The organism is Pseudomonas sp. Os17 (assembly GCF_001547895.1).
GTDB lineage: Bacteria > Pseudomonadota > Gammaproteobacteria > Pseudomonadales > Pseudomonadaceae > Aquipseudomonas.
Window position 1 is genome coordinate 3004645 of the sequence record NZ_AP014627.1, and the last position, 12456, is coordinate 3017100.

Consider the following 12456-nt stretch of genomic DNA (forward strand, 5'->3'; position numbering starts at 1 on the left):
TATGTCCAGTGTGATGGAAGCGGTGAATAGCCGTACTCAGTTGGCCGGGCAGAATCGTCTGGAACTATTGTTGTTTCGTTTTAATGAGTCACAGTTGTACGGCATCAACGTCTTTAAAGTCAGAGAAGTTCTCAAGTGCCCCAAGTTGAATGTACTGCCCATGTCACATTCGGTGGTGTGTGGCGTGGCCAATGTTCGCGGTGTATCCATTCCGATACTTGACCTGGCACTGGCCACCGGTTTGCCCGGAGTCGAGGATATCGACAACGCTTACGTGATCATTACCGAGTACAACAACAAGACCCAGGGTTTCCTGGTCAGTGCGGTGGAGCACATCGTCAACCTGAACTGGGAGGAAATTCACCCGCCACCCAAAGGCAGCGGCCTGGACAACTACCTGACGGCGGTGACCCGGGTCGGCGAGCGCATGGTGGAGATCATCGACGTGGAGAAGGTCCTGGCCGAGGTGTCGCCGGTCTGCGAGGACATCTCCCAGGGGGTGATCCCGCCGCAGACCCAGGTCGCTGCGGCCCATTGGCGGGTGCTGACGGTGGACGACTCGGCGGTGGCACGCAAGCAGGTGACCCGCTGCCTGGAGAGCGTCGGGGTGCAAGTGGTGTCGTTGAAGGACGGCCGCGAGGCGCTGGAGTACCTGCAGGCCCTGCTCGACGCGGGCAAGCGCCCGGACGAGGAGTTCCTGATGATGATCTCCGATATCGAAATGCCGGAAATGGACGGCTACACCCTCACCGCGCAAGTGCGCAACGACCCGCGCATGAGGCAACTCTACATCGTGCTCCATACCTCGCTGTCCGGGGCCTTCAACCAGGCCATGGTGAAGAAGGTCGGTGCCGATGATTTTCTCGCCAAGTTCCGCCCCGACGATCTGGCCGGGCGGGTGGTGGACCGGATCGCCAGCCTGACGCCGGCGTGAGCCGGCCCCCCGGGGCAGTGAGGCAGTGCCCGGGATTGACTTCATGGTGGGAGTGAGCGTCATGCAAATGTCTGAACTCGACTATCAGCAAGCCTTGCTGCGTTACCTCGCCGAACGTCCGGAGCTCGCGGCCCAGCTGGGGCTTGGCCCATCCTCGGGACGCCCCTGGCAACCCGGGGACTTGAGCGAGTTGCAGATCCAGCACGCCAGTCGGCTGTTTGACGAAGAAGCCCGCTTGCGCGGCATGGGCAACTGGGAGCTGGCGCTGTCGTTCATTGCCCGCACGCCCCAGGAACTGAAGCGGATGACCCTCGAGGCACATCGGGAAATCGCCGAGATGGTGGACATGGAGTGGGACCAGTATTGCCAGCTCAATCACTTGCACTGCTAGAGGCCGACGAGGGCAGTTTTCTTCAATACGCCGCGATCCTGGCTCCCTAATCTGGGCGGCGGTCAATCCGACCCAGATTGGAGAAACAAGACATGAGCCTGGTGTTTTCCATGGCGGCCTTTGCCCTGGCCGCTTCCATCACCCCGGGGCCGGTGAACATCGTCGCCCTCAGCAGCGGCGCGCGTTTTGGCTTGCGCAGCAGCATGCGCCATGTGACCGGAGCCACCTTGGGCTTCGTCGGGCTGCTGGTGCTGATCGGCCTGGGGCTGCACGAACTGCTGCGCCAATGGCCGATCCTGACCCAGGGCATTCGCCTGTTTGGCGTGGCCTTCCTGCTGTTCATGGCCTGGAAACTGGCCAGCGACGATGGCCGGCTCGACACCCAGGACCAGGCGCGGGCGCCTTCGGCCTGGTATGGCGCGCTGATGCAGTGGCTCAATCCCAAGGCCTGGCTGGCCTGCGTGGCCGGCATGGGGGCCTTTGCCGCCGACGGCGAGCTGCGCCAGGTGTGGCTGTTTACCGCGGTGTACCTGGTGATCTGCTACCTGTCGATTGCCTGCTGGGCCTATGTCGGCAGCTGCCTGCGCCACTACCTGAGTCATCCGCCGGGGGTGCGTCTGTTCAACCGCAGCATGGCGGCGTTGCTGGCTGCCAGCGCGGCTTATCTGCTGTTCTAGCGCTGGCCGCGGTACTGGCCGGGAGTGGCCGCCAGGTGCTGTTTGAAGGCGCGCTGGAAATGCGCCTGATCGGCAAAGCCGGCCTCCAGCGCCACCTCGGCGATCGGCGCGCCGCTGCGCAGGCGGGCCTGGGCGAACTGCACCCGCTGGTTCACCAGGTAGGCGTGGGGCGGCATGCCGAACTGCTGCTTGAAAGCGCGGATCAGGTAGGACGGTGACAGCTGCGCCGCCTGGCACAGGTCGTCCAGGCTCAGGGCCTGGGTGCAATGCCGGCGGATGTAGTCGGCGGCTTCCTGCAGTTTGCGGTTGTCGCCCCGGGGCGGCGCCTCGGCGGGGTTCAGGCGCTGCTGCAGGTCGCTGAAAAAGCTCACCACGGCGCTGTGCTTGAGCAGAGGCTCGGCCTCGGCGGCCACCAGGGTCCGGTACAGCTGCTCCAGCTCGGCGAACAGCTGCGGGTCGCGGCTGTGAGTCTCGCGAAACGGCCGAAAGCCCAGCTCGGCGCAAAAGCCCAGGTCGTGCTGCAGGGCGGTCAGCCAGGGCGTGTCGACATACAGCATGCGATAGGACCAGGGCTGATCGTCGATCGGGTTGCAGGCGTGCACCACCCCCGGGTTCATCAGCACCACGGTGCCGCGGCTGACCCGCCACTGCGAGTGGCCGCTGAGGTAAGTGCTGACACCCGCGGTGATGCTGCCGATGGAGAACTGTTGGTGGGCATGGCGGCTGTAGCAGACCTTGCGGCCATCGGCGATGGAGCGGGCTTCGATGAACGGCAGGGCAGGGTCGCGCCAGAACTGCGGTTCCTGGTCGGCGGTGAGGGCAGGCTTCATTGAGGTTGTCCGTCTGCGAAAGCTGGCGCGATTGTATTAGCTCTGGCCGTCGAAGGCGCGTTGCAGCGTCGCGATATCGAGTTTTTTCATCCCCAGCAGGGCCTGCATCACCCGTTGCGAACGGGCCGGGTCGGGGTCGCAGATCATCGGCGTGAGGCACTGCGGCACGATCTGCCAGGACAGCCCGAAGCGGTCCTTGAGCCAGCCGCAGCGCTGCGCCTGTGGCGGGCCGCCAAAACCCAGGGCGTTCCAGTAGTGATCCAGCTCGGCCTGGCTGCGGCAATGCACTTGCAGGGAGATGGCTTCGTTGAAGCAGAACAGCGGGCCACCGTTGAGGGCGGTGAAACCCTGGCCGTCGAGTTCGAACGCCACGCTCATCACCGAGCCCTCGGGGCGTCCGTGAATGTCGAAGCCGGCCTTGCCGTAGTGGCTGATGTGGGTGATGTGCGACTGTTCGAAGACCGAGCAGTAGAACTGTGCCGCCTCGTGTGCCTGGTGGTCGAACCACAGGCACGGAGTGATGGTCTGGATACGTGGCATGGTGTCGGTCCTCTGCGGGTTGATCACGCTGGCTCAAGCGTAGTCAACCCGCTGCCGCGCAGCGCGACCGTGGATCGGCGCGCTCAGAAGTCCCAGCGGGTCGCCAGTTGCAGGCTGCGTGGCTCGCCGTAGAAACCGGTGCCGAAGTTGCCGATGCCGGTGTAGTACTTCTTGTCGAAGAGGTTCTTCACGTTCAGGGTCGAGCTCAGGTGCTGGCTGAACTGGTAGCGGGCCATGGCGTCCACCAGGAAGTAGCCGTCCTGGGTGATGCGCGAGTCATGCCCGCCGTTGACCGCGTCGCTCGGGTCGGGCTGGTAGACCTTGCCGAAGAATTGGCTCTGCCAGTTGACCCCGCCGCCCAGGGTCAGGCGGTCCCAGGCGCCGGGCAGGCGGTAGCTGCTGAACAGCCGCGCCACCTGCTGCGGCTCGGTGGTTTGCAGGACCGAGCCGTAGACGTAGTCGTGATTGGCGTCGCGGGTGTGGTTGTAGCTGTAGCCGGCGGACAGGTTCCAGCCGTCCAGCAGCTCGCCGGCCACCTCGACCTCGAAGCCCTTGGTGGTTGCGCCCTTGGTCGGGCGGTAGACGGCATCGGTGCCCCAGCCGTCCACCAGTTGCGCGACATTGTCCTGCTGCACATGAAACACCGCGAAGCTGGCATTGACCCGGCCGTCCAGGTATTCGGCCTTGATCCCGGCTTCGTAGCTGTCGCCCTGCACCGGGTCGAGGATCCTGCCGTCGGCGTCCTTGCTCATCTGCGGCTGATAGATGCTGGTGTAGCTGGTGTACAGCGAGTAGCGGTCGTTGAGGTCATAGACCAGCCCGGCATAGGGCGTGACCACTCCAGTCTGCTGGTAGCGCTGGCGCGCGTCGGCGCGGCCGGGCTCGAAGTAGCGGGTGTTGTCGATGCCCTTGAAGTCGCTGACCCGGGTGCCGAGGATCACCGCCAGGTCGTCGCTGGGCTTGAGCCGGGTGGCCAGGTAGGCACCGGTCTGGCGCTGGAGGATGTCGTTGTCGCCGATCTGCGGGATGTCCGGCTTGGCGAATTCGCCGCGCCACTGATAGATGCTGCCGCCCACCGGCGGGTACACCGAACCGTGGACCGGGATGTCCTGCTTGGCGTTCATCAGCATGAAGCCGGCGATCAGCTCGTGTTCGCGGCCCAGCAGGCTGAAGGGGCCGTGCAGGTTGATGTCGAGGTTGTCCTGGGTCTGCTCGCCCTTGAACTTGCCCATGTACATGAACATGCCGTCGCCGCTGGCCTGGTCCGGGTTGCCGCCGCTGGCCGAGCCCAGCAGGGTGTCGTGCTCGCGGCGCAGGTGGTCGTAGCTGACCTTGAGGGTCCAGTCATGGGCCAGTTGCTGTTCCAGGGAGGTGAACAGGGTCTGGTTCTTGAAGTCGCGACGGCTCCAGTCGGTGGCCGGGTTGAACGAGCGGGAAAAGTGTGTGCGCGAGCCGTTGCTGAAGTACATCGGGAAGCCGGTCCAGGTGGCGCCCCGGGAGCGGGTGTTCTGCTGGTCCAGGCCCACCGTCAGCAGGGTGTCGGGGGTCAGGTCGGCCTCCAGCACGCCGTAGGCGATGTCCTTGCTGTTCTGGTAGTGGTCCAGGTACGAGCTGCGGTCCTGGTAGACGCCGACGAAGCGCCCGCGCAGGTTGCCGGTCTCGGTCAGTGGCCCGGAGATATCGCCTTCGCTGCGGTAGTTGTCCCAGGAGCCGAGGGTGCCGGTGACCGAGGCCTTGAAGTCCTTGGTCGGCCGCTTGCGGATCAGGTTGACGGTGGCCGAGGGGTCGCCGGAGCCGGTCATCAGGCCGGTGGCGCCCTTGATGATTTCCACCCGGTCGAAGGTCGCCATGTCGGTGCTGGTGGTGCCGTAGTCGTAGACCCCGTCGTAGGTGACGTTGACCCCGTCGTACTGGAAGTTGGTGATCGGCAGGCCGCGGCTGGAAAACTCCCAGCGTTCGCTGTCGTAGTTCTGCACGCTGACCCCCGGGGCCCGGCGCAGGGCATCGGCGATGCTGTTGCTGCCCTGGTCGTCCAGTTGCTGGCGGGTGATCACCGTCACCGATTGCGGGGTTTCCCGCAGCGACAGGTTGAGGCCGGTGGCCGAGGCGCTGGCCCCGGTGGTGTAGCTGCGGCTGTCTTCGGTGACGCTGCCCAGGCCCTGGGCGGACACCTGAGTGGTGCCCAGCTGCAACGGGCCGCTGGCGGTCGGCAGCGCTTGCAGCACATACCCGCCGCTGACGGCCTGGGCTTGCAGGCCGCTGTCCTTGAGCAACTGCTGCAGGGCTTGTTCGACGCTGTAGCGGCCCCGCAGCCCTGGGCTCTGCTTGCCGGCGGCGAGGTCGTTGTGCCCGGCGACAAAGACCGCGCTCTGTTCGGCGAAGCGATTGAGCACGCTGACCAGTGGGCCGGGGCCGATGTCGTAGCTCCGGCGCTGGCTGTCCGCCTGCTGGCTGGCGGGGTTTTCGGTGGCCTGGGCCCAGGGGGCGGGCAGGCACAGCAGGGCGCTGCACAGGGTCAGGGGACGCAGGGACGGGCGCAAGCGGGGACGGTTGGGGGTTGGCATGGGGCTCCCTTGTGGATCGGCAATGTGAGTGCTGTTACCCGGTTAACCGAACCAGACAGGCAAAAGGGAACCGCAACCTTAAAAAAATGTTCGCCGGATGTTCAGGCGCGGGGTTCAGGCCCGAGGCTCAAGGGTCACCCACCAGGCAGTCAGGCGCTGGACCCGCACCGGCAGGGCGGCTTCCAGCAGGGCCAGGGCCTGGTCGGAATCGTGCAAGGGGAAGGCGCCCATCACCGGCAAGCGACCCAGGGCCGGGTCACAGCCCAGATGCCCCGGGCGATAGCGCCCCAACTCTTCGAGCAGTTGCGCCAGGGGCAGGTTGTCGGCCAGCAGCAGCCCGCGACTCCAGGCTTCGCGAGCGGCGCTGGCGCCTTGCAGCGGACCCAGCGCGACGGCGTCGAAGGCCAGCTGCTGGCCGGCGTCGACTCGCTGCTGCCGGCCGCTCTTGGCGCTGTGCACTTGCACCGCGCCGGCGTAGACGTTGAGCAGGGTGCGGGCGCCCTCCCGGCGCACGCTGAAGCGCGTGCCCAGGGCCTGCAGCCGTCCGTGTTCGGTGTCCACCCGCAGCGGTCGCTGCGGATCCCTGGCGGTGTCGATGAGGATTTCGCCCTGGTGCAGTTGCAACAGTCGCTCCCGGGCGCTGTAGCGCACATCCAGCGCGCTCAGGGCATTGAGCCAGAGGTGGGTGCCGTCGCTGAGCCGGACCTCGCGGATCTCCCCGGTGCCGGTGGCGTAGTCGGCCCGCCAGCGACCCAGAGCCTGGGGCAGCGGCGTACCGCGCCAAGTGCCCCAGCCCAGGCCGAGCAGCAGCAAGGCGCCGAGCACCTGGCGCCGCCCCAGTGGCGCTCGCCGGCCACCGCGCAGGGCCTGGCCGGCGGCTTGCTGGGCGCCGGCCTCCTGCAGCGGCAGCAGGCACTGGCTGACCCGCTCGACGTAGCCCCAGGCCCGACGGTGTTCCGGGTGCTGTTCGAGCCAGGCCTGCCAGTGGCGGCGTTGTTCGTCGCTGACGGCCTCGTCCTGCAATTGCACGTACCAGTGCGCGGCCTGTTGCAGGCTGGCGTGGCTCAAGCGCTGGGCGCCGTGTTCGCTCATGGGTCTCTACTCGATCAGCAGGCCGTCGAGTTCGGACTCCAGCAGCGCGCAATGCAACAGGGCCTGGGCCAGGTATTTCTTCACCATGCGCTCCGAGACCCCCAGTTCTTCGGCAATGGCCTTGTAGGGACGGCCATGCAACTGCGCCAGGAGAAAGGCCTCGCGCACCCGCTGGGGCAGGCGGCCGAGCATGGCGTCCACTTCGTGTAGGGTCTCGACGATGATCGCCCGCTGCTCCGGAGACGGTTGCAACGCCGGCGGACGCGCCGCCAGGGCCTGCAGCCAGGCCTGTTCCAGCTGGCGGCGGCGCCAGTGATCGATGCACAGGCCCCGGGCGATGGTGGCCAGGTAGGAGCGCTGCTGCACCTCGCCGTCCAGCTGCGGCGGGCGCTTGAGTACCCGGACGAAGATTTCGTGGGCCAGATCGGCGGCATCCCAGGCGTGGTTCAGGCGGCGCCGCAACAGTTCATAGAGCCAGGGGTGATGGGCGTCATAGAGGTTGTGGACCAGAGCGGGGCTGGCGGGCGGCATGGAAGGCAAGGGCGTGGTCCGGTGGCGGGTGGCGTTGCAAATGGGAATTGCTCGCGATTAAAGCAAAACCCCTGATACGCTGCAAATGATATTGATTCGCCGTTATACCGGGGTGCAGCCGGGCCCGAGGCGCGGCGTCGGGGTCAAGTCTGGCGCCACCGGGGCGATAAAACACTCAAGGCAGTGCCATCGAGTGCTTGCCGACCAGGGTTTCTACAGTGGTATCTTCGCCTGCACCCCCTGTTTGCCTCACGGCGCCGCCAGACGCCGGGCGGCCGTGGCGGGGGCCGTCTGCGGGGGACGGACGTGTGCTGGCAGAGGGGAGAGGCCGATGCGGCAACTGGGGTTCAAGCTGTTTTTCACCCACCGCCTGGCGTTGCTGGCGGGCGCCGAGTCGTTGCGCTCGATTCGCGAAGGCCTGCTCTGGCTATTGCCTTGCCTGCTGGTGTCGGCACTGTTCCTGATCCTCGCGCAATGCGCCCAGGCCCTGGGCGCCCCCGGCTCCCTGGTGGACCTGCTGACCGGGCTGCACAACCGCATCAGTTCGATCATTCCCCTGCTGGTGGCGGCGTCCATCGGTTACATGCTGGCGATCCAGCACCGCTTGCCCCAGCTGCCGGTGGCCTTTCTCTGCCTGGCCCATGTGGTGATCGCCATCTACCTGCTGCGGGACTATCCGCTGGCGTCGGCGACCTTCGTGCTGTTCATCGCCATCGCCTCGCCCCTGGTCAATGTCCCGGTCATGGCCTGGCTGCACCGCCGACGCTGGACCCGGCTGGTGGACGAAGGCCTGGTGGGGCACAACCTCAAGGGCACCATCAACATGGTGCTGCCGGGAGGGCTGACCTGCCTGGCGCTGGTGGCCGTGCTGCAACTGCTGTTGCAGGTCCACGACTTTGCCTACATCCAGCGCCCGCTCGACATCGACAGCCTGGATCACCCCTACCTCAACGCGATTCTCCTGACCTCGACCAACTCCCTGCTGTGGTTCTTCGGCATTCACGGCACCTACGCCATGCAGCCATTGATGGAGGTGATGGATCAGGCGGTGGCCCTCAATGCCGCCGATCACGCTGCCGGGCAGCCCCTGCGCTTTGCCCTCAACAGCGGGCTGCTGGGCTGTTTCGCCTTTATCGGTGGTTCCGGCGGATCCCTGGCCCTGGTGCTGGCGATCCTCGGCTTTTCCCGCAACCGTTCCATGCGCCTGCTGGCCATGGCGAGCCTGGCGCTGTCGCTGTTCAACGTCAACGAACTGCTGCTGTTCGGCCTGCCGATCATCCTCAACCCGCGCCTGCTGGTGCCCTTCATGCTGGTGCCCATGGTCAACGCCTGCCTGGCCCTGCTGGTGGTGCAACTGGGCTGGGTCAGCCCGGCGCTGGTCAGCCTGCCCTTTACCTCGCCGGTGCTGCTCAATGCCTACCTGAGCACCCAGGGCGACTGGGGCGCGGTGCTTCTGCAACTGCTGTTGCTGGGGATCGGTACCCTGATCTACCTGCCTTATGTGCGCAGCATCCAGCGCCAGGGCGAAGGCGCCGGGCAGGTCTACCTGAAAACCTTCGACACCACCTTCCGCGGCCTGGAGGAGCGCGGCAGGCTGTTCGAGCTGGACCCGATGGTGGCGGCCTACCGGCAGGCCGCGCAGCAGTCCCTGCAACTGGCGCGGATCCAGCAACTGAGCGGCTACGACTTTCACCTGGAGTACCAGCCCCAGGTGGCCAAGGGCAGTGGCCTGTGCACCGGCTGCGAGGCGCTGATCCGCGCCCGGGACGGCGAGGGCAAGGTGCAGTCGCCCTGGGAGCTGTTGCAATGGCTGGGGCAGGCCGGGCTGATGCCCGAGGTGGATTTCTGGGTCGCCTCCCAGGCGGTGCGCCAGCACCTGGCCTGGAGCAAGAGCGGTTTCCAACTGCCCATCACCATCAATATCTCCAGTGCCACCCTGGCCTCGGCGGAGCATGGTCGGCGCCTGCTGGAGATTCTCGCCTGGGCCCAGGGGCAGGTGTCAGTGGAGATCACCGAGGACGCGCTGGTGGGCGATGCCCTGCTGACCCAGCAATGGATCGGCAAGCTGCACGCCCTGGGGGCGCGGGTCTACATCGATGACTTCGGCACCGGTTTTTCCGCCTTGAGCTACCTGCACCAGTTTCCGGTGGACGGGATCAAGATCGACCGCAGCTTCGTCCTGGCCCAGCGCGAGCCCAGGGGCGCCCAAGTGCTCAACGGTCTGTTGCGCTTTTGCGAGACGCTCAAGCTCAAGGTGGTGGTGGAAGGGGTGGAAACCCGGGAGCAACTGGACTTTCTGCAATCGAGCTCGGAGCTGATCATCCAGGGCTGGTACTACAGCAAGTCCCTGCCCGGGGAGCAGATCCCCGGTTTTGTCAGCCAGCGGGCGCACAGTGCCCTGGCCGCCCGCGAGGACTGAGGCGGCGCTTCAGGCTGCGGGACCAAACGCCGGATGTTCCGGGCGCGCCAGGGCCTGCCAGGCGCCGGCCAGGTGCGCGTCGGCGGCGAGCAGCCACAGGCCCTGATGGGGCTCCAGGGCCTGGGCGGGCAGGGCGAGCAGCTCGGCCAGGGGCAGGCGCAGGCTGCGGCCCGGATCGGCGTCGTCCGCGGCCTGCCAATCCCGTTCGAACAGGCGCAACTCCAGGTCCTGGTGGTCGAAGTGCCGCAACAGCGGCCGGTGGCGCAGCCATTGCGGTGCGATGCGCAGGCTGCGCTGGTGCACGTCCAGCAGCAACAGCTGCCAGGCGCGGTGGCCGTCCTCGACGTCGAGGCGCAGCCGGGTCAGGGCCAGGTAACGGCCATCGGCGGACCAGATCAGCGACGGTGCCAGGTCCGTCAGGGCGCAGCCGCTGGCGGTGAGCAAGTGGCCGCCCAGGCGCGGGCTGCCTTCCCGCAGCCAGCTGTCGGCGTATTCGGTTTCGCTGCCGAACAGCCACGCGGCATCCCGGCCGTCGGGGGCCGGCTGGATGAAGTCGCCTTCAGCCACCGCGGCCTGGGGCCGGTCCACCAGGCGCCAGTCGGCCAGCGGCAGCAGCTGCTGCTCGGTGATCTGCAAGCGCTGGCGTTGGTAGCACAGCTGGGAGCCGTCTTGCTCGGCGCAGAACGCGGCAGCGTCGTCGGGTGCCGGCGCGGGCTGATTGAAGCGTTGCAGGGGGCTGCTTGGCAGGTCCTGATCGAGGCGGCCGACGATCACCGCCAGGCTCAACTGGCCATGGCGCAGGTCCAGCAGGCGCGCCGCCAGCAGCGGCGGGCTGTGCAGCAGGCGTCGCTGTTGCAGGTCGGCCACCACCGCCCGGTCGCTGACCAGGGGAAGCCGGGCAACAGGCAGCAGGGCCAGGTAGCGCCGGCAGTCGGAAACCCGATGGTCCAGCCGCCAGTGCCCGGGCAGTTGCCAGTCGCCGATCCGGCAGGCGTAGGCGCCCAGGCCGTGTTCATCGTCGGCCAGCCAGCTGAACAGCGCCCGCTGGCCGTCCAGCAGCGGCTCCGACTCGATCTGGCTGTCACCGCGCTGGCCGCCGCTGTCCAGGGGCTGGCGCACTCGGGTCCGCACTAGGGGCAGCGGTGCGACCTGCAGGCAACCTTCGGGGTCGTGGCCGACGCCGGTCTCGGTGTCGCTGTGGATGCTGTGCAGGCGATAGCCGTAGCGGCCCCGGTCGGCTTCGGCGCAGTCCAGGTAGGCCGCGTGGCGCAGGTAGTGGCTGTCCAGCTCCAGCAGGGGGCCGGGGTAAAAGGAGGGTTCCGCCGGACTGGCAACCCAGGGCGCCGGCAGCGGGCGCCAGCCGTGGTCTGCCTGCCACAGCCAGGTCGCGGCCAGATCGGGTTGTTGTTCCTCGCGGGCGCTGCAGGCCAGGGAGCGGCTGTCGCGGCTCCAGCAGCGGGGGCTGTCGGCGCCGATCAGCAGGCCAGTGGGCTGGCCGTCCAGGCTCAGTTGGTAAGGCGGTGCCCGCAGGGGTTCCAGGGGTTGGGGCAAGTCTCGCAAGCAACGGGGCAGGAGCATCCGCGCCTGGAGCCGGTGACGTCCGTCCGGGGACTGTTCCTCGAAGCACTGCCGGGCCAGGCTGTCGACCCAGGCACCGGGCTCCAGCCACAGATCGGCCACCGCCAGCAGGTCGATCGCTTCGGCGCCCTCCAGCAGCGTGGCCAGGCTGGCGTGGCGCGAGCCGTTGTCCACCAGGGGACTGTACCGCCCGCTCAGGCGCTCTTCGCTGAAGGCGTCCAGCTCCCAGAACTCGCTGTAGTCGCAGCGGTACAGCCGGCGCAGCGAGCGATCGAGGATCGCCAGGCCCCAGCGTTGCCGCGATGGCAAGGGCGCCGCGAAGTAGCGTCCATCGCTGGAGAAGCGCGCCGACGACCCCAGTCCTTGCAGCAACACGCCGTCCGGAAACAGGTAGTCGCAATAGGTGGGGCCGCCCATGGCGATCTCGCCCTGGTTGAACACCCGGATCGGCAGGCCTTCCGGGGTGCTCTGCGGTTCGCTGCCGCCCCAGGCGCTGGTGCTGGCCGCGGAGGCCTGGACCAGGCCCAGGCGGCGCTCCAGGTGGCTGATGGTGCCCATGCCAACCAGGATGCTGGCGAAGGCCGCGGCGATGTCCCAGTACGCCGGCAATGCCCGCCCCAGGCTGAAGCCCAGGCCGAACACCGCGCTGATCATCAGCCGGGCCATGGCGCGGCCGGTGCGGGGCCAGCCCAGGCGAGCCGCCAGGACCATGCCGGCGGCGCAGCCCAGCACCACGGCCAGGGCCAGGGGCGGCGGCAGCACGGTGACCAGGAAGATCGGGATCAGCAGGGCGCTCAACTGCCAGAGCAGTTCCAGCAACAGGCGCGACAGGCTTTTTTCGGACGGGGCGCTGGGACGGGAGGGCACCGGGGACATCCTTGTGGCGTAGGGGGATGGCAA

General features: G+C 67.3%; 10 protein-coding genes. 4 read left to right on the forward strand and 6 right to left on the reverse strand.

Features of this window, described 5'->3' with window-relative positions:
- The first annotated feature begins 1 nt into the window (after nucleotide 1).
- The 3 genes from POS17_RS13615 to POS17_RS13625 all read left to right on the forward strand — a co-directional run bounded on the left by POS17_RS13615 (nucleotide 2) and on the right by POS17_RS13625 (nucleotide 2002).
- On the forward strand, nucleotides 2–934 hold the full coding sequence (locus POS17_RS13615; protein WP_060839042.1) for a chemotaxis protein CheV: 933 nt from the start codon (nucleotides 2–4) through the stop codon (nucleotides 932–934).
- 61 nt (nucleotides 935–995) lie between these two features.
- Entirely contained in the window at nucleotides 996–1325 is a 330-nt protein-coding gene (locus tag POS17_RS13620; RefSeq protein WP_060839043.1) for a DUF6388 family protein, read from the forward strand.
- Nucleotides 1326–1417: 92 nt separating this feature from the next.
- Entirely contained in the window at nucleotides 1418–2002 is a 585-nt protein-coding gene (locus tag POS17_RS13625) for a LysE family translocator (RefSeq protein ID WP_060839044.1), read from the forward strand.
- Here the strand turns inward: POS17_RS13625 and POS17_RS13630 are convergent.
- The 5 genes from POS17_RS13630 to POS17_RS13650 all read right to left on the reverse strand — a co-directional run bounded on the left by POS17_RS13630 (nucleotide 1999) and on the right by POS17_RS13650 (nucleotide 7559).
- Nucleotides 1999–2832, reverse strand: coding sequence for an AraC family transcriptional regulator (locus POS17_RS13630; RefSeq protein ID WP_060839045.1), 834 nt, complete (start codon nucleotides 2830–2832; stop codon nucleotides 1999–2001). The genes POS17_RS13625 and POS17_RS13630 overlap by 4 nt on opposite strands.
- Nucleotides 2833–2868: 36 nt before the next feature.
- Nucleotides 2869–3372 carry a VOC family protein gene (locus tag POS17_RS13635; protein ID WP_060841934.1) on the reverse strand — a complete coding sequence of 168 codons (504 nt, stop codon included), beginning with the start codon at nucleotides 3370–3372 and terminating at the stop codon, nucleotides 2869–2871.
- Between the two features lie 83 nt (nucleotides 3373–3455).
- Entirely contained in the window at nucleotides 3456–5936 is a 2481-nt protein-coding gene (locus POS17_RS13640) for a TonB-dependent siderophore receptor (RefSeq protein ID WP_060839046.1), read from the reverse strand.
- 114 nt (nucleotides 5937–6050) lie between these two features.
- The gene (locus tag POS17_RS13645) at nucleotides 6051–7028 is read right to left on the reverse strand and encodes a FecR domain-containing protein (RefSeq protein ID WP_060839047.1); all 978 of its coding nucleotides are present in this window, start codon (nucleotides 7026–7028) and stop codon (nucleotides 6051–6053) included.
- 6 nt (nucleotides 7029–7034) lie between these two features.
- On the reverse strand, nucleotides 7035–7559 hold the full coding sequence (locus POS17_RS13650; protein WP_060839048.1) for a sigma-70 family RNA polymerase sigma factor: 525 nt from the start codon (nucleotides 7557–7559) through the stop codon (nucleotides 7035–7037).
- A 331-nt stretch (nucleotides 7560–7890) separates the two neighbouring features.
- Here POS17_RS13650 and POS17_RS13655 point away from each other — a divergent pair, with 331 nt between their 5' ends.
- Nucleotides 7891–9978 carry an EAL domain-containing protein gene (locus POS17_RS13655; RefSeq protein WP_060839049.1) on the forward strand — a complete coding sequence of 696 codons (2088 nt, stop codon included), beginning with the start codon at nucleotides 7891–7893 and terminating at the stop codon, nucleotides 9976–9978.
- 9 nt (nucleotides 9979–9987) lie between these two features.
- On the opposite strand, the gene POS17_RS13660 is transcribed toward POS17_RS13655, so the two are convergent.
- Nucleotides 9988–12432, reverse strand: coding sequence for a hypothetical protein (locus POS17_RS13660; RefSeq protein ID WP_060839050.1), 2445 nt, complete (start codon nucleotides 12430–12432; stop codon nucleotides 9988–9990).
- Between the last annotated feature and the right edge of the window lie 24 nt (nucleotides 12433–12456).